Origin of the sequence: Oerskovia sp. Root918, assembly GCF_001428945.1 — a bacterium.
Taxonomy (GTDB): Bacteria; Actinomycetota; Actinomycetes; order Actinomycetales; family Cellulomonadaceae; genus Oerskovia; species Oerskovia enterophila.
The window spans coordinates 66,412-82,895 of the sequence record NZ_LMJG01000002.1; the positions used below are offsets into that span (position 1 = coordinate 66,412).

17 protein-coding genes are annotated in these 16,484 nt (G+C 74.7%); 7 read left to right on the forward strand and 10 right to left on the reverse strand.

Annotated features, from left to right (window positions below):
* Positions 1–38 precede the first annotated feature (38 nt).
* From ASE27_RS05095 to ASE27_RS05110, 4 genes are all read right to left on the reverse strand, one after another.
* A complete protein-coding gene (locus ASE27_RS05095; protein ID WP_235535361.1) occupies positions 39–974 on the reverse strand; it encodes a DNA-3-methyladenine glycosylase in 936 nt (311 codons plus the stop codon).
* Positions 971–1,621 carry a methylated-DNA--[protein]-cysteine S-methyltransferase gene (locus ASE27_RS05100; RefSeq protein ID WP_082608564.1) on the reverse strand — a complete coding sequence of 217 codons (651 nt, stop codon included), beginning with the start codon at positions 1,619–1,621 and terminating at the stop codon, positions 971–973. The genes ASE27_RS05095 and ASE27_RS05100 overlap by 4 nt, the downstream gene beginning before the upstream one ends.
* Complete coding sequence (locus ASE27_RS05105) at positions 1,618–2,160, reverse strand: RNA polymerase sigma factor (protein ID WP_056646975.1); 543 nt, start codon at positions 2,158–2,160, stop codon at positions 1,618–1,620. The genes ASE27_RS05100 and ASE27_RS05105 overlap by 4 nt, the downstream gene beginning before the upstream one ends.
* A gap of 64 nt (positions 2,161–2,224) precedes the next feature.
* Positions 2,225–2,719: a methylated-DNA--[protein]-cysteine S-methyltransferase gene (locus ASE27_RS05110; RefSeq protein ID WP_056646977.1), complete on the reverse strand. Its 495-nt coding sequence runs from the start codon at positions 2,717–2,719 to the stop codon at positions 2,225–2,227.
* A gap of 245 nt (positions 2,720–2,964) precedes the next feature.
* Here ASE27_RS05110 and ASE27_RS05115 point away from each other — a divergent pair, with 245 nt between their 5' ends.
* From ASE27_RS05115 to ASE27_RS05130, 4 genes are all read left to right on the forward strand, one after another.
* Positions 2,965–3,774, forward strand: coding sequence for a metal-dependent hydrolase (locus ASE27_RS05115; RefSeq protein WP_056646980.1), 810 nt, complete (start codon positions 2,965–2,967; stop codon positions 3,772–3,774).
* Between the two features lie 205 nt (positions 3,775–3,979).
* On the forward strand, positions 3,980–4,951 hold the full coding sequence (locus ASE27_RS05120) for a serine protein kinase RIO (RefSeq protein WP_235535362.1): 972 nt from the start codon (positions 3,980–3,982) through the stop codon (positions 4,949–4,951).
* A gap of 57 nt (positions 4,952–5,008) precedes the next feature.
* Positions 5,009–5,941, forward strand: a complete 933-nt coding sequence (locus ASE27_RS05125; protein WP_056646983.1) for a Gfo/Idh/MocA family protein — start codon at positions 5,009–5,011, stop codon at positions 5,939–5,941.
* Positions 5,938–6,354, forward strand: coding sequence for a hypothetical protein (locus ASE27_RS05130; RefSeq protein WP_056646986.1), 417 nt, complete (start codon positions 5,938–5,940; stop codon positions 6,352–6,354). The genes ASE27_RS05125 and ASE27_RS05130 overlap by 4 nt, the downstream gene beginning before the upstream one ends.
* A 160-nt stretch (positions 6,355–6,514) precedes the next feature.
* On the opposite strand, the gene ASE27_RS05135 is transcribed toward ASE27_RS05130, so the two are convergent.
* The gene (locus ASE27_RS05135) at positions 6,515–6,907 is read right to left on the reverse strand and encodes a DUF952 domain-containing protein (RefSeq protein ID WP_082608566.1); all 393 of its coding nucleotides are present in this window, start codon (positions 6,905–6,907) and stop codon (positions 6,515–6,517) included.
* 50 nt (positions 6,908–6,957) lie between these two features.
* Here ASE27_RS05135 and ASE27_RS05140 point away from each other — a divergent pair, with 50 nt between their 5' ends.
* From ASE27_RS05140 to ASE27_RS05150, 3 genes are all read left to right on the forward strand, one after another.
* Entirely contained in the window at positions 6,958–7,599 is a 642-nt protein-coding gene (locus tag ASE27_RS05140; RefSeq protein WP_056646991.1) for a TetR/AcrR family transcriptional regulator, read from the forward strand.
* A gap of 198 nt (positions 7,600–7,797) precedes the next feature.
* Complete coding sequence (locus ASE27_RS05145) at positions 7,798–8,058, forward strand: hypothetical protein (RefSeq protein ID WP_157257387.1); 261 nt, start codon at positions 7,798–7,800, stop codon at positions 8,056–8,058.
* Positions 8,059–8,068: 10 nt separating this feature from the next.
* Positions 8,069–8,533 (forward strand): GNAT family N-acetyltransferase, encoded by a 465-nt coding sequence (locus ASE27_RS05150; RefSeq protein WP_056646999.1) that lies wholly within the window; start codon positions 8,069–8,071, stop codon positions 8,531–8,533.
* 280 nt (positions 8,534–8,813) lie between these two features.
* Here the strand turns inward: ASE27_RS05150 and ASE27_RS05155 are convergent, their stop codons facing one another.
* The 5 genes from ASE27_RS05155 to ASE27_RS05175 form a co-directional block, all read right to left on the reverse strand.
* On the reverse strand, positions 8,814–9,419 hold the full coding sequence (locus tag ASE27_RS05155) for a hypothetical protein (protein ID WP_056647002.1): 606 nt from the start codon (positions 9,417–9,419) through the stop codon (positions 8,814–8,816).
* A 211-nt stretch (positions 9,420–9,630) separates the two neighbouring features.
* Positions 9,631–10,098: a hypothetical protein gene (locus ASE27_RS05160; RefSeq protein ID WP_157257388.1), complete on the reverse strand. Its 468-nt coding sequence runs from the start codon at positions 10,096–10,098 to the stop codon at positions 9,631–9,633.
* A 25-nt stretch (positions 10,099–10,123) separates the two neighbouring features.
* Positions 10,124–13,864 (reverse strand): error-prone DNA polymerase, encoded by a 3,741-nt coding sequence (locus ASE27_RS05165; protein ID WP_056647008.1) that lies wholly within the window; start codon positions 13,862–13,864, stop codon positions 10,124–10,126.
* On the reverse strand, positions 13,857–15,563 hold the full coding sequence (locus ASE27_RS05170) for a DNA polymerase Y family protein (protein ID WP_056647011.1): 1,707 nt from the start codon (positions 15,561–15,563) through the stop codon (positions 13,857–13,859). Before ASE27_RS05170 ends, ASE27_RS05165 begins: the two co-directional genes overlap by 8 nt.
* The gene (locus ASE27_RS05175; protein ID WP_056647015.1) at positions 15,560–16,366 is read right to left on the reverse strand and encodes a hypothetical protein; all 807 of its coding nucleotides are present in this window, start codon (positions 16,364–16,366) and stop codon (positions 15,560–15,562) included. The genes ASE27_RS05170 and ASE27_RS05175 overlap by 4 nt, the downstream gene beginning before the upstream one ends.
* Positions 16,367–16,484: the final 118 nt, after the last annotated feature.

Sequence of the window (16,484 nt, forward strand, 5' to 3'; positions counted from 1 at the left end):
GCCGAGGCTTCCTCCAGTATGGCTCCGGTCGCGAGGCGTCAGTAGGCCGTGTGCGTCCAGAGGTGGAACAGCGCGTAGGCCCGGACGGGCGCCCAGGCCTCGGCCGTCCGCGCGGCCGCACGTGCGTCGATCCCGCCGAGCGCCTTGCGGAGCACGAGGTCCCCCGGGACGAACCCGTCGCGGTCCCCCAGGACCTTGACCGAGAGGTAGTCGACGGTCCACGGCCCCACCCCCGGCAGGGCGAGCAGCCGCGCGCGGGTGTCCGCGAGCGCCGCGGGGTCGTCCGCGACGTGGGGCCCGAGCACGAGCCCGTCCGCGCACGCCGCGGCGAGCGCGAGCAGCGTGCGGGTCCGGGCGCCCGTGATCCCGACGGCGGACTGCAGCTCCGCGGCCTGCGCGCCGGCGAGCGTGTCCGGGTCGGGGAACAGGCGCAGACCGTCTGCGCCCGCGACGTCGCCCTCACGGCCGTAGGCTCCCGCGAGCCGCCCTGCGAAGGTCCGGCACGCCGCGAGCGAGACCTGCTGGCCCAGGACGGTCGTGACCGCGGCCTCGAACCCGGACGGGTGCCCGACGACGCGCAGTCCCGGCCGCTCGGCGAGCAGGGGCGCGAGCACCGGGTCGGCGCCCAGGACGGTGTGCACGGTCGCGAGGTCGGCGTCGGCGTCGAACCACCGGGCGACCAGCGCGCGGACCGCGTCCGGGTCCCCGCCGTCCCCGCGCACCTCGAGCGTGTCGGGCGTCAGCCGCACGGTCGTGGCCACGGTTCCCGAGCCCGTCTCGACGAGCCGGGTCACCTCGCCGCGTCCGGCGTCGACGCGGTCGACGCCGGGCACGGCGTGCGCGACGAGCGTCGCGAGCGCCGAGGTCGCGTCGAAGGGCCGGACCACGGGGACGTGGCGCGTCCAGGACCCTGCCCTGTCCCCGGGCGCGCCGGCCTGCGGGGCCGTCGTGACGCCGTCGGGCAGGGGGGTCACGCCGCGCTCTCCAGGGCGAGCAGCAGGCGCTTGGCCTCCGCGCCCCCCGCATAGCTGCCGCTCGTGCCGTCCGAGCGCACGACCCGGTGGCACGGGACCACGAGCGGCAGCGGGTTCTTGGCGCACGCCGTGCCCACGGCCCGCACGGCGCGCGGGCTGCCCGCGGCGACCGCGACCTGGGCGTAGGACGCGGTGCGCCCGTAGCCGATGTCGCGCAGGTGGGTCAGCACCTCGCGCCGGAAGGGACCCGAGGCCATGCTCAGGTCGAGCGGGAGGTCGAACGCGCGGCGCTCGCCCGCGAAGTACTCGTCGATCTCGGTCGCGAGCCGGTCCAGGCGCCCGGGGGCGCGCAGGACGCGCGGGCTCACGGTGCGGGCGATGCGGTCGAGCACGGCGTCGTGCCCCTCGACGTCGAACGCGATGCGCACCACGCCCTGGTCGGTCGCGGCGAGCAGGAGCGTGCCCACGGGCGTGTCGAGCGTGCGGTAGGCGACGTCGAGCAGGCCCGACGACGCTGCGTCCGCCGCGAGGCGGTCGTGCAGCCGCGAGAGCGCGGCCCGGGAGTCGTCGTCGGGCGCGACGCCGCGGTCGAGGTCCCTCCCGAGGGAGGCGAGCAGGTCGGTCGGACGGGGCGAGGTGTCGCTCATGAGGCACTTCCCTTCGAGGTGCGGGCGGGCGAGGGGGCGGGTGACGAGGAGCGGGCGGCCGGATACGTGCGCCGCAGCGTCGCCATGCCGTCCGAGGCGGCGCGACGTGCGGCGTCCGCGCTGCCCCCGAGGATCGACGCGACCTCCTGGTACGGCAGGCCGGCGACGTGGTGGTAGGCCACGGCCTGCCGCTGCTTGGGCGGCAGGGCCGCGAGCGCCCGCCACAGGTCGTCGTCGCCCTGGTCGATGCGTCGCCCGGGGATCCCGTCGCGGCTGGGCTCGTGGAGCAGGTCGGTGACGTCGGGCACCGCGATGGGTGCGCGGGCGCGCCGCCGGGTGACGTCGATCGCCTTGCGGTGCGCGATCGTCACGAGCCAGGCCTCGACGTTGGCCCCCTCGTCGAGGCGCGGGTAGGCCGTGAGGGCGGACAGGAAGGTCTCGGACCAGGCGTCGTCGGCGTCCACGGGGCCGAGGACCGCACGGCACACGCGCAGGACCGTGGCGCCGTGCTCGGCGACGACGCGTTCGAAGGGCTTCACGTCCGGTAGACGCACCGCACGCCCAGGACGTGAGGTGACCTGTGCCGCAGGACGCGAGAGGCCATCAGAACAGCCGGCTGGCTCGGGTCTCGTCGGACTCCTCGAGGGCGAGCAGGAACTGCTTGCGCTCGATCCCGCCCGCGTACCCGGTCAGGCTGCCGTCGGCGCCGATGACCCGGTGGCAGGGCACGACGATGCTCAGCGGGTTCTGGCCGTTGGCCGACCCGACCGCGCGGGCCAGGTTCCTGTCGCCGAGCGCGAGCGCGAGGTCCCCGTAGGAACGGGTCTCGCCGTAGGGGATCTGGGCGAGCAGCGCCCAGACCTTCTTCTGGAAGCCGTCGCCGACCGGGGCGAGCTCGAGGTCGAACGCGCGTCGCGTGCCGGCGAAGTACTCGCCGACCTGGACGCGGACCTCCTCGAACGCGTCGTCGTCGCGCTCGCCGAACGTCTCGCCCGTGGGGCGACGCTTGTGGGCGTCGAAGTACAGGGCCCGGAGCCCGTCCGCGCCCCCGATCGCCGTGAGGTCGCCCACGGGCGAGCCGAAGACCGCGTGGCGCACGGTCCGCCCCGGGCGAGCGGGTTCGGACGGCTCCGGGCGTTCCAGCAGATGCGACAACGGTGTGCCTCCGGTCCGGTGCGTGCGTGCAGGCCTGGTGTCGGTGTGTCCCATGCACTGTAGACGCCAGGGTCTGACAGGACGTGAGGTCGGGTGTGGGTGCCTGCCGGGTAGGGTGTGCTGTCGCGTGGGACAGACCGCGCGAACCGCTCGTGCGGGACGAACACGACTGACGGGACGAACGCATCATGATGGGTGGCCACCACGCCGCCTGCGGCGCGGCCGCATGGGTGGCGGTCACCTCGACCGCCCCGTACACGCTCGGGATCTACCCCGTCTCGGACGTGGGCGTCATCACCGGCGCGATCGTGTGCGCCGGTGCTGCCCTGCTGCCCGACGCGGACCACCACTCCGGGACCATCGCGCACTCGCTGCCGCCCGTGTCCGAGGGCGTCGCGAACGTCGTCGAGACCATCTCGGGCGGCCACCGCCGCGGCACGCACTCGATCCTCGGGATCGCGGTCTTCACGGGCCTCGCCTGGCTCGCGGGGCTCGTGACGATCGAGTCGGACACGTTCGGGACCGTCGCGATCGGCGCGGGGTTCGTGGCGATCCTGCTCGTGGCGTTCGCGCTCAAGGCGCTCAAGCTCACGCGCGGGGGCAGGCTCGGTCCATGGATCGGGTCGGTCACGATCGCGGTCCTCATCGCGCTGCTCGCCCCCGAGGAGTGGAACTGGCTCCCGGTCGCGGTCGGGCTCGGCGTCACGGTCCACATCATCGGCGACGTCATGACCACGGGCGGGTGCCCGCTGCTGTGGCCCATCACGTTCAAGGCCCCTCGCTGGGTGCGGCGCACCAACGTGCTCAACGACATCTGGCGTCCGGGCGGGAACTTCGCGCTCCCGGTCCTCGGGAACGCCGGGTCGGTGCGCGAGTGGCTCCTGCTGATCCCCGTCAGCGCGTACGCCGTGGTCGGCGTCGTGTGGTCCCTGCTGACCCAGATGGGTTTCGACACGAGCGGCACGTACACGCTGCTCGTGCAGTCGTTCGGCGGCTGAGCGGAAATACCGTTGCCTGCCCTCGCCACCGGGTGCGAGGGTAGGCACGTCCGCCGGAGAAGGTCCGGCGCGAGCGCGAGGCCCCCGGGCCGCGAGAAGGAGGAGGTGACGTGATGACCGTCGTCGTCGTTCCCCACGCCTCCACCTTCCCGAGGAGCCCCGGCCTCTGACGCCCGGCTCCTCACCTCACCCGAGGAGCCCCACCGTGCACGAGCACACCGATCTTCCCGCACTCCCCCGCTTCGCCGGCGCGTTCGGAGCGGAGGCCTTCGCCGCCTTCCACGACAACTTCGACGACGCCTCACGCGGCCGCCCCTTCCCGGGCGACGTGGCCCAGGACGACGCGCCCGACCTCGACCCGGACCTCGACCCCGACCAGCGCTGGTCCACGTGGTCGAGCGTCGAGAAGGGCATGCGCGGCCCCGACCCCCGCCCCGAGTGGGTCGTGATCGCCGACGCCGCGATCGACACCGAGCTCGGCGTCCTCAAGACGGGCAAGGAGGCCGACGTCTTCCTGCTCGAGCGGGCCGTGCCCGACGAGCCCGGCCAGTTCTCGCTGCTCGCGGCCAAGCGGTACCGCAGCTCCGAGCACCGCGCCTTCCACCGCGACTCCGCGTACGTCGAGGGACGTCAGGTCCGGCGATCGCGCGACCGTCGCGCGATCGAGCGCAAGTCCTCGTACGGACGCGAGGCCGCGGCCGCCCAGTGGGCCAACGCCGAGTTCGCGGCGCTGTCGATGCTGTGGTCCGCCGGGGCCCCCGTCCCGTACCCGGTCCAGATCGACGGGACCGAGATCCTCATGGAGTTCGTCGGGGAGCACGCGAGCACGGGCCAGGCCGACGGTTCGCCCGCGAGCCGGGTCGCGGCCCCGCGTCTGGCGCGCGTCCGGCCCGACGTCGGCACGCTCGAGGCCTACTGGGACCAGCTCCGCGGCGCGATGGGCGTCCTGGCGGCCCACGGGTACGCGCACGGCGACCTCTCGCCGTACAACGTCCTGGCCCAGGGCGAGCGGATCGTCATCATCGACCTGCCGCAGGTGCTCGACCTCGTCGCGAACCCGCACGGCACCGACCTCCTGATGCGCGACTGCCGGACCATGTGCGCGTGGTTCCGCTCGCGCGGGCTCGACGTCGACGAGGGCGAGCTGTTCGCCGAGCTCATCGCGCAGGCGTGGTGAGGTCTCCAGGGCGCAGGGGCGGGTGACCGGGCGCCGACCGTCCGCGAGAATGACCGGATGACCCAGAACGTCCGTGTCGCACTCGTCGGGCTCGACTCCTCGCACGCCGACCACTACGTGCGCCTGCTGAACGTCGAGCAGCGCTTCCCGGGGGTCCGGGTGACCGTCCTCGCGGACGGCTCGCCCGGGCGCGTCGCGGAGCTCGCCGCGGCGAGCACGGCGGCGGGCGCACGGGTGCGGTCCGGTGGGCCCGACGACGTCACGTCGGTCGATGCCGTGATCGTCGCCCACCGCGCGGGCCGGCTCCACCGCACGGCGGCCCTGCCCTTCGTCCGGGCGGGGCTGCCCGTGCTGGTCGACAAGCCGTTCACCGCCTCGGTCGCGGACGCCGAGGAGCTCGTGGCCGCGGCACGCGCGAGCGGGGCGGTGCTGTTCTCGTGCTCGGCCCTGCGCTTCGTGCCCGGCGTCGCGCGGCTGCGCGCCGAGGCGGCCGGGCTCGGGGAGGTCACGGACCTGACGGTCACCGGCCCCGCCGACCCCGGGTCGGCGCACGACGGCTTGTTCTTCCTGGGCATCCACCTCGTCGAGACGGCCCGCGCCCTGCTGGGCGGCGACGCCGGCCTTGCGTGGGGGGAACCCGCCGTCGGGCGGGACGAGGACGGCGTGACCGCGACCGTGAGGGCGACCGCGGACGGGCGCGACGTCGTCGTGCGCCTGCGGTTCGTGGACCCGGCCCTGCACCCCGCGCAACCGTTCCACGCGGTGGTGACCACGACGGGCGGGTCCGTCGAGGGCGAGCTGGAGGTCGGGCCGGACTATCTCGAGCCGGTCCTCGCGCACTTCCTGGCGCAGGTCGCCGGGACGGCAGCGACCGAGGCGTCGGACGGGCTCGTCGGGCCTGTCGCGCTGCTCGCCGCGATCACCGCGGGACTCGAGGGGCCCGCCCATCTCGTGCCGGGCGAGCCCGCCACGCCTACCGTGAGGGGATGACGACCCCCACCAGCGACGCGACCGCCTACGACCACGACGACGTCCAGGCCTTCCTCAACTCGTACGGCGTGGCGCTCGCGGCCGGCGACCTCGACACGATCGCGGAGACGTACGCGTTCCCTGCGCTGGTCGTGACCGACGAGGCCTCGGTCCTCATCAGCGACGCCGAGACCGTGCGCGAGTCGTTCCGCGGTGCGGCAGAGAGCTACCGCGAACGCGGGCTCGTCGGCGCGGTCGCGCAGATCCGGTCCCTGGGGACCACGAGCGCCGGCCTCGTGTGGGTCGACGTGCGCTGGAGCTACCGCGACGAGTGGGCGGGCGAGGCCGACACCGAGAGCTTTCGCTACCTGCTGCGGCGCGGCCGGGACACGTTCCAGATCTGCGTCGTCGTGCCCGTGGACCCGTTGGCGTGAGGGCTGCGTCGTGCGCTGAGGCGCGGAAGAACGGGGCCGGGCCAGGCCAGGAGGTGCCGGGCCGGGAGCAGTGCTGACGAGCGAGGTCGGCTGAGCGAGAACGGTGCGCGCTGAGCGGGAGCCGATCCCGCTCGGCGCACACCCCTCGTCCGCGTCCCTGCTACGGACGGACGGAGAAGCCCGAGAGGTCCGGGACCACCCACCTCCCGTCGGCGCGTCCGAGCTCGATGACCGCCGGGACCGTCCGACCATCCATCGGGAAGGCACCGAGGATCCGCGGGACCGGCGCGCCGGCTCCCTCGGCCGGTACCCACGCGACCTCGATGCCCTCGTCCGCGAGGGAGTCCTCGTCGATCACGGCCAGGACCAGCGGGATCGAGGCGTCGGCGTACGGGCCGTGCAGGACCGACGGCAGGCCGGACAGGGTGCTCGCATGCACGAACCCCGCGACCTCGTACAACGTGTTGCGCGTGGCGACGTTGTACTCGCCGAAGCGCTCGCAGGCCTCCCAGTCGTCGCTGAAGGCGACGTGCAGCACTCTGTGTCCAACCACCGGCGTTCTCCTTGCGTGCGATAAATGAAACGTGACCGTATCATTAACGCATGACGACGACGGACGACGGATCGACGAGACCTCCCGCGACGCGCGGCCCTGGGCGCCCACGCAAGGGCGAGCAGGCAGCCCGCCGCGCCGAGCTGCTCGACGTCGCGACGCGGCTCTTCGGCGCTCGCGGGTTCGACGCCACGACGATCGAGGCCGTCGCGAAGGAGGCCGGCGTGACCAAGCGGACGATCTACCAGCAGTTCACGGACAAGGCCGGGCTCTTCGTCGCAGCGGTCGAGAGCCTGCACGCGCACGAGCGCGAGGCCCAGCCCGGCGGCGAGGACCTGGAGGCGCTCGCGACCCGGATCGTCCACACGCTGCACAGCGACCAGGCCGTCACGCTGCACCGGCTCGTCATCGCCGAGGCACCCCAGTTCCCCGACCTCGCCGCGACGTTCTACGCCCGGGGGCCGGCCGGGTCGATCGAAGCGCTCGCCGCGGCGCTGGCCGGACCGCTCGGCGACGGCTCGGCCAGCAGGGTCGCTCGGTCCCGGGCAGAGGCCCTGTACACGCTCCTCCTCGGCGAACCCCACCGGCGACGGCTGCTCGGACTCCAGGGAGCCCCGACGCTCGCGCAGGCACGCGAGCACGCCCAGGGAGCGATCCAGGTCGTGAGGGGTCCTGAACCCCCTGCGCCCTGACCTCCCGCGTGACGGCCCGCGACGTGCACCGAGCCCGTCGGGGATCGCGACGCGTCTCGATCCCCGGACTCTGCGGAGCCTGGAGGTCGACACGGGGCCTGTCGGCGATAGGGTCGACCGGCACCCCGCCGGCGACCGCCCCGCACGGAGCGAGGCCCGCCGGAGCTTCCCCCACCGAGAGCGAGATGCAGGACACCCATGACCCGCCGACGACTCCTCTGGCTGGCTGCCATGAGCCCCTTCGTGCTCGCCTCGGGCGTCGCGGCCGTCTACGCCCTCGTCGTGCTGCTCACGCAGGGCCCGGACGCCGAGGTCTGGGTACCGAGCCGGGGCGACGCGTCCGCTGCCTCGTGGATCGCCCTGATCATGTACTCCGTCCTCACTGCACTCACCGTGAGCATGGTGTGGTCGCTGTCGGCGGGTGCGGACCGCGCACGACCGGGCGCGTCTGCGGGCTAGGCTCGACGCCATGATCCTGCGCGCCTACGACGAGTCCGACGCGGAAGCGACGCTCCGCGTGTTCCTGCGCGCGGTGCGTGTCACGGCGAGCAAGGACTACTCGCCCGAGCAGATCGCGGCCTGGGGCTCGGACGACATCTCGCTCGACGTCTGGGCGGTCAAGCGCCTGCAGACCGACACTGTCGTCGCGGTCGAGGGCGACGAGGTCCTCGGGTTCAGCGACGTCGACGACCGCGGGTACGTCGACATGATGTTCGTCGACCCCAGGGTGACCCGCCGCGGCGTCGCCTCGGCGCTGCTCGACCACGTGACGCGCATGGCCCGCGAGCACGGCGCCGTCGAGCTCACGACGTACGCGAGCCTCACGGCCCGCCCCTTCTTCGAGAAGCACGGGTTCGTCGTGGTCGAGGAGCGCCAACCCGTGCTCCGCGGGGTCTCGCTGACGAACTTCAGCATGCGCAAGCCGCTCGCCTGACGGTCACGGCCTGCGGTTGGCTGCCGAGCACGAGGTTGTGGCCGTTCTGGCGCCCAGAGCGACCACAACCTCGTGCTCGGCCTCGCGGGCTCGCTCGAGACGCCGGCCTCCCACTGGGAAGGGGGGCGCCGGGGCCGTGTTCCTGGACGGTGCGCACGGCAGGGCCTGGAGATCGGGGCCAAGCGGGGTGGGCCGCGTCCGGCCGATCGAGATGCGGCCATTGGGGGGTCTTCCGGCGAGACGACCCCCGTCAGCCGCATCTCGATGGCCCGGACCCGCGTCACAGCACCCTGAGCCACGCCCGGTCCTCGACGGTGCGGTCCACGGCTCCTCGCCGGACCTTCACCGTCTCGAGATCCGTCAGCTCGTCCAAGACATGGGCGTTGTCCAGGGTGCCGCTCCGGTGAAGGACGAGTCGCCGCAGCCTCGAGCACGCAGCCAGGGGCCTCAGGTCGAGGTGCTGCTCGAGCCCCGCGTCCTCCCGCGGGAGGATGGTGAGCCCGCGGAGCCTCGGCAGGGCTGCGATACCGTCGAGGCTACGGGCCCCTCCGTCCATCAGGGTGAGCCTTTCCAGAGGGAACTCACCCTGGGCCGAGAAGTCCCAGCCGGGGTTGGCCGCCCGATTGTCGGCGGTGACGAACGCGCTCCGCAGCGTGGCGCACCCCTCGAAGATGCTTGACGAGAACCTCGTCGCACTTTCCAGACCACAGTGCTCGAGCACCGGCGCGGACGACAGGGCCTCTACCTGGTCCTGTGCGAGCGTGAGGCTGCGCAGTCGTTGCGCCCGAGCCAGGTCGAGCTCTGCGTGGAGTCGCCCCTGCACGTAAAGGATCTCGAGCCCGCCGACGATGCTCGCCGGGACCGCCCCGACGGGCCGAGGGCTCACGATCTCCAGGTACCGCAGCGGTCCGAGGCCTCCACCCAGTTCAGCGGAAAGACCCGGCGCGTACCTCGCGGGGGCCCGATCGAGAGTCCGTCGACGTCTCGGGCCTGCATCCACGCGAGGTCTTCGGTCGTCGGTTCGTCGTGGACCTCGCCAATCCGACAGGGGCGCCGCCCGTCGTACGCGGCCGCGGTGCGCAGCGACGGCACCCCTGTCAGCCCGCCTGCTCGACCAGCACCGACATCGCCACGGCCGCCCCCGTGTTCGCCTCGACGGTGACGCCATGGCCGAGGCGCAGGTCCATCTCGTCCCCGGTCGTCAGCGCGACGTACCCCGTGTCACCGCGCCGGAACCCGCACGAGACCGTCCCGAGGGGGACACCGTCGACGGCGACGTGCGCGTCGCCGTCGCCCTCGCACGTGACCGCCACGGTGAGCGGCGCAGCGCTCGGTGCGTCCGCCCCGTCCGCGAGCGCGCCGGGCTCGACCGTCAGATCGATCGCGGAGCGCCCGATCGAGGACACGAACGCGACGCCCGACGTCAGGTCGCCCTGCGCCTCCAGGAGATCGTCGGGCGTGACGGGGGTCGCCCCGCACCCGGTCAGCAAGACGAGGGTGGCGACGGTCCCGGTCAGGAGCGCGGGCATCGATCGACGGCGGGTGCGCGCAGGTCCGGTCCTCATGTGCCCCGAGTATGCCAGCGAAGGTCTACTGGAAGTCCCGCGACCGGGACGCGACCTGCAACGACAGCGGCGCGAGGTGCTCCGCGAGGAGGTTCGTGGCGCCGTCGGCCCGTTCGAGGCGCCCCCGCACCACGAGCGCTGGCGACGACCGCGCGACCCGGCGGAACCGCTGCCACAGGCCGGGCGTGCAGATGACGTTGAGCAGACCCGTCTCGTCCTCGATCGACAGGAACGTCACGCCGCCCGCCGTCCCGGGGCGCTGGCGGTGGGTCACGACTCCCCCGACCGCGACCCGCCGACCTGCCTCGTGCTCGACCGCCTCCGCAACCGTGATGACCCCGGCCCTGCGCAGCCCGGGGCGCACGTACTGGGTCGGGTACGAGTCGGTCGAGACGCCCGTGGCCCACACGTCCGCGACCGCGGTCTCGACCTCGCTCATGCCCGGCAGCGTGGGCGCCTCGACCCCGACCGAGACCCCCGGCAGCGTGTCCGGGCCCTCCTGGGCGAGCGCTCCCGCGGCCCACAGTGCCTCGCGCCGGGCCACGCCCAGGGGTTCGAGCGCGCCGCCCGTCGCGAGCGCCTCGAGCTGGGCCGTGGTCAGGTCGACGCGACGCACCAGGTCGCGCAGGTCCGTGAACGGTCCGTCCGCACGCGCCGCGACGATCGCCTCCGCGACCGGGTCCCCCACCCCGCGCACGCTCCCCAGCCCCATGCGCACCGCGAGGGACAGGTCGGGGTGCGGGGCGCCGTCGGGCGGGGCGGGGTGCGGGGCGAGGGGACCGCGTCGGGGCGCGGCGCCGTCGGGCCGCACGTCCCTGCCCGACGGCGTCCCCTCCTTCTCCGCCCGGCTCGCTGGCACGCGAGGCAGCCGCTCGACCCCCGCCTTGACGCCCGACGCGTTGACGTCCGGGCGCAGCGCCGTGACCCCGTGACGGCGCGCGTCCGCGACGAGCGACTGCGGCGAGTAGAACCCCATGGGCTGCGCCGCGAGCAGGCCCGCGTAGAACGCGGCCGGGTGGTGCACCTTGAGCCACGCGCTCGCGTACACGAGGTACGCGAACGAGTAGGCGTGCGACTCGGGGAACCCGAAGTCCGCGAACGCCTTGAGCTTGTCGAAGATCTGCTCGGCGACGTCCGGGGCGACCCCGTTCCTCGCCATGCCCGCCAGGAGTCGCCCGTGCAGCGCCTCCATGCGCTCGACCGACCGCTTGGACCCCATCGCGCGGCGCAGCTGGTCGGCCTCGGCCGCGCTGAAGCTCGCGACGTCGATCGCCATCTGCATGAGCTGCTCCTGGAACAGGGGCACGCCCAGCGTCTTGGCGAGCGACTTCTCGAGCAACGGGTGCAGGTACGTGACCTTCTCCCGTCCGCGCGCCCGGTTGATGTACGGGTGCACCGAGCCGCCCTGGATGGGGCCGGGGCGGATGAGCGCGACCTCGATCACGATGTCGTAGAACGTGCGCGGCTGCAGGCGCGGCAGCGTCGCCATCTGGGCGCGTGACTCGACCTGGAACACCCCGACCGTGTCCGCCGCGCACAGCAGGTCGTAGACCGCGGGGTCCTCGTCGGGCAGCGAGTGCAGCTCGAGGTCCAGGCCCTCGTGCTCGGCGATCAACTCGAACGCTACCCGGATCGCCGTGAGCATCCCCAGGCCCAGGAGGTCGAACTTCACGAGCCCCGCGTCCGCGCAGTCCTCCTTGTCCCACTGCAGGACCGTGCGCCCCTCCATGCGCGCCCACTCGACCGGGCACACCTCGATCACGGGGCGGTCGCACATGACCATGCCGCCCGAGTGGATGCCGAGGTGCCGGGGCAGGCGCAGCATGCGCTCCGCGAGGCTCAGCACCGGGGCCGGGATCTCGCCGTCCTCGGCGGCCGACGGCGGCCGGTGGGCGGGCACGACGTCGTGCGGGTCGTCGGAGCGCAGCGTGGGGTCGTCCCGCCGGTCCGCGTCGTCGTGAGCCAGCGGGTCGACGACGCGACCCGACAGGTCCGGGGTCCAGTCGGAGTGACCCGCGTGCGGGCGGTCCGGGCGCTGCTGTGACGGGCCCTGCCGGCCCTGCTGACGTGGCCGGGGTTCGCCGGTCCCCCAGACCTCGGCTATTCGGGCGTCCTTGGCCGCGGTGCGGGTCACGACGACGGGCGGGCCGGCGGGCGTCGAGGCCGCCCCTGCGGGGGCCTTGGTCGAGGCCCCCGCCGGGGCTCCAGCCGGGGCCGCCCCGTGCGCACCGCGCCGGGCGATGGCACGCTCCCGGGCCGCCCGGTCCGCCGCGGGGCTCGACGGGTCCGGCCCCCGCAGCGACCCCCACCGCTCGATCGACTTGCTCCACGCGTCCTGCTGCCCGACGTCGTGCCCGAGGGCCCGCGCGGCGTCCCGCACCGCGGACTTCGGTCGGTAGGAGATGACGTTCGCGACCTGCGCCGCGTGCGTGCGCCCGAACCGCTCGTACACGTACTGGATGACCTCCTCGCGGCGCACCGACTCGATGTCGACGTCGATGTCCGGCGGCCCGTCGCGCTCGGGCGCGAGGAAGCGCTCGAACAGCAGACCGTGCTTCACGGCGTCCACGGCCGTGATGCCGAGCGCGTAGCAGACGGCCGAGTTCGCGGCCGAGCCGCGCCCCTGGGCGAGGATGCCGCGCGCGCGGCAGAACTCCACGAGGTCGTAGACGATGAGGAAGTACCCGGGGAACCCGAGCTGCTCGATGATCCCGAGCTCGTGGTCGATCTGGTGCCAGGCACCGGGCTCGTGCTCGGCGTCGCGCGGGCCGTAGCGGTCGGCGGCGCCCCTCTCCACGAGCACGCGCAGCCACGACCTCTCGTCGTGCCCCTCCGGGACCGGGTACGGCGGCAGCTCGGGGGCCACCAGGCGCAGGTCGAACTGGCACTCGGCGCCCAGCTCCGCAGCCGTGGCCACGGCCTGCGGGTGGCGGCGGTGCCGGTCGAGCATCTCGGCTGCCGAGCGCAGGTGCGAGGTGGGGGCTCCCGGCAGCCAGCCGTCCATGTCGTCGAGCGACGACCGGGCGCGCACGGCCGCGAGCGCCCCCGCGAGGGGTGCGTCGCGGGGACGTGCGTAGTGGACGTTGCCGGTCGCGACGAGCGGCAGGCGGGCGTCCGCGGCCAGCCCGGCGAGCGCGTCGCACAGGTCGCTGTCGCGGGGGTCGCCCGAGTCGGTGATCTCCACGGCCACGTTGTCCGGGCCGAAGACCTGGACGAGCCGGTCGAGCTCACGGCGAGCGGCCTGCGGCCCCTCGGTGAGCAGCGCCGAGCGCACCGCGCCCTTGCGGCAGCCCGTGAGGACCAGCCACTGGCCGCCCGACTGCTCCCCGAGCTGGTCGAGCCGGTAGTCGGCCGCGCCCTTGCGACCCGTCGCGAGGTGCGCGGTCGCGATCGCGCTCGACAGGTTGCGGTACCCGTCCGGGCCGCGGGCCAGGACGAGCAGGTGGGACGCCCGCGGGTCCGGCACGCCCGTGGGCGCGTCCAGGACGGGGGCCGCGCCGGGGGTCGGCGCGACGGGCAGGTGCAGCTCGGCACCGAACACGGTCGGCAAGGACACCGCGCGCGCCGCGGTCGCGAAGCGGACCACGCCGTACAGGCCGTCGTGGTCCGTCACGGCGAGCGCCGACAGGCCCAGGTGCGCCGCCTCGGCCGCGAGCTCCTCGGGGTGGCTCGCGCCGTCGAGGAAGCTGAACGCCGAGTGCGCGTGCAGCTCGGCGTAGCGGGGCGCCCCGCCCGCACGGGCACCCGAGCCGGTGGGCCTAGTCATAGACCGCCTCCACAGTCCAGCGCCCCTGGGCGCTCGCGAGCAGCACGCCCCGGCCGTCGTCGAGCAGCACCTGCAGGTACGCCCGCCGGCGCGGCGCCTGGCTCCACCACCGTTCGGCGAGCGGCCACGGCCCGGCCCAGCCGAGCACGCGGGCCGAGCGCGGACGTCCCGACTCCCACCGCACGGTCGCGGGCGGTGCGCTCATCGCGAGGCGCACGTCCACGCGGACGGGCGCTCCGCCGTCGTCCAGGACGCTGACGTCCTCCGGGACGTCCAGCACGAGGGCCGGCGCGGGCTCGGGCAGGCGCCCCGGCCACGGCAGGTCCGCGCGCCGCGGCGCGGGGGCCGCGTCGCCCCACGGGGCGAGGTGCACCTGGTCGTGGACGTCGCGCCCGCCCTGCGTGACGACGCTCAGCACACCGTCCCCGCCCAGGAGGCCCTGGACACGGCCCAGCGCGCGCTGGGCGCGCGCGTCCTCGCCGCTCGACGCGCCCCACAGGCGCGGCTGCTCGACCCCCGCGGCCACGACCTCCTCCGCCGTGATCGCGAGCCGCACGAGCGGCGAGGGCCGGTCCTCGGGCAGGTCCGGCGGGTCGTCGTACGCCACGTCGCCGTCCGGCCCGGTCCCCCGAGCCCCCCGCCGCGGACCTCGTCGTCGCTGCTGCTCCTGGCGCTGTCGCTGCCCCAGTGCGACGCGCGACGCCGTGAGCCACCCCTCGAGCTGCCAGCGCACGCGGTCGGTGATCCGGGCTGCGGTGAGCCCGCCCATGGCCCCGTCGTCGCAGCGCCAGGTCCGTTCGAGCTCGCGCCCGTCCTCGGTGCGGGCCGTGATGCGCAGCCGACCGCACGACGACGACCGCTCGACGAGCTGGGCGTGCAGGTCCTCGGCGAGGCGCCGGGCCGCGAAGGTCGCGACGTCGACGCGCTCGGCGGGCGGGTCGAGCTCGCACTCGACGGCCACGTCCGCCTCGATGCGGCGCCTCGCGGGCGGGCGCAGGTCCTCGCCCTGGGCCAGGCGCTGGGCCCACGCACCCAGGTCGCCGAAGCGGGACAGCACGCTCGCGGCGGGCAGGGCCGCGAGGTCCGCGAAGGTCCGCAGCCCGAGCCGTCCCAGGAGGTCGACGAGCTGCGCGACGGGCTGGGCGTCACCCACGACGACGTGCGCGAGCTCGCCCAGCGGGCGCGGGGCGAGGTAGGCGCGCGAGGTCCCGGCGGGCACGACCGACGAGGCCCGCGCCGCGAGCACGGCCGCGAGGATCCCGTCGGCGACGCCGACCTGGCTCTCGTGACCCGTGTCCCGCGCGACCCGCTCGACGAGCACCTGGGCGAGGCGCTCCTCGGTGCCGTGGTAGCGCGCGGGGCCGCCCGAGGGCAGGAGCAGCAGTCCCGGGCGCGCGACCTCGATGCCCGCGACCACGGTCTCGGCCGCGAGCGCGACGGGCTCGAACTCGCGCGCGTCGCGGCCGTCGTCGGCGTCGAGCAGCTCGATCTCGGGGCAGCACTCCTGCGCCCGACGGCGTCGCATCCCCCGGCGCACGCCCTGCGCCCGGGCGGTGGCCGAGACCGCGAGGACCCGACGGCCGTCGTGCGTGGCCGCCGGCACGTGCGCGGGGACCTGGGCCGACCCCATGGCCGCGACGACCGGCCAGTCCGGCACCCACAGGACCGCGGTGCGGGTGGCCGTGGCCTCGGTGCTCATCCGACGAGCCGGAGGCCGGGCGGGGTCTTCTCGACCTGCCGCGGGTTCTTCACGGCGTGCGCGCGCAGCGGCAGCTCGACCTGGCGCTCGATGCTGCGGGCCGCCCCGGCCCGCCCGCTGCGCTCGACCGTCAGCCGGCGCCGGCGCAGGTACCCGGCGCCCTGGTCCATGCCCGACCACGTCCCCGCGCGGACCGTGAGGACCACGTGCGCACCGGCCCAGGGCTGCGCCGCGACGAGCAGGTTGCCGCGCTCGCGGGCACGCGAGGTCAGGCGACGGCGGTCGGCGTCGGTCAGTGCGGCCTGCGGTCCGACCACGACGACGTCGATCCCGTCGAGCAGGGCCGCGACGGCGGCCGCGGCGTCCGGTCCCGGGGACGGGACGAGCGCGACGCGGCCGAGGTCGATCCCGGCCTCGGCCGCCGCGAGGACGCCGAGGCGGGGGAAGCCGACCATCGCGGTCCAGGCCCCCGTGCGCGAGGCCTCGGACAGCAGCGCGAGCAGGAGCGAGGTGGAGCCGTCGACCACCACGGCGGTACCGCGCTGGAGCCCGCCGAAGGGCAGCAGGCCGGACAGCTCCTCCGGGACCGGCAGGAGCTTCTCCTCCCCCGTGGCCCCCGGCGCCCGCCGGGCAGAGAGCTCGGCGCGGCGCAGCACCGACCGGGCGAGCAGGGCCCGCTCCGCGTGCGTGGAACCTGCGGGACGTGCGGGCGTGAAGGAATCGGGGACCTCGGTCGCCGCGCGCGCAGCGGTGACCGCGGAGCGGCCCAGGGCCTCCAGGAGGGCGTCGTCGACCAGGGTCATGACACCTCCTGCACGCTCGAAAGACATTCGAACAGGTGTTCGAACACTTCCAGTACACGCCCTCCTCGAGGGGGTGTCAACTCGCCCGGGCCGCTCCGCACAGGGGGTCAAGTGGTGG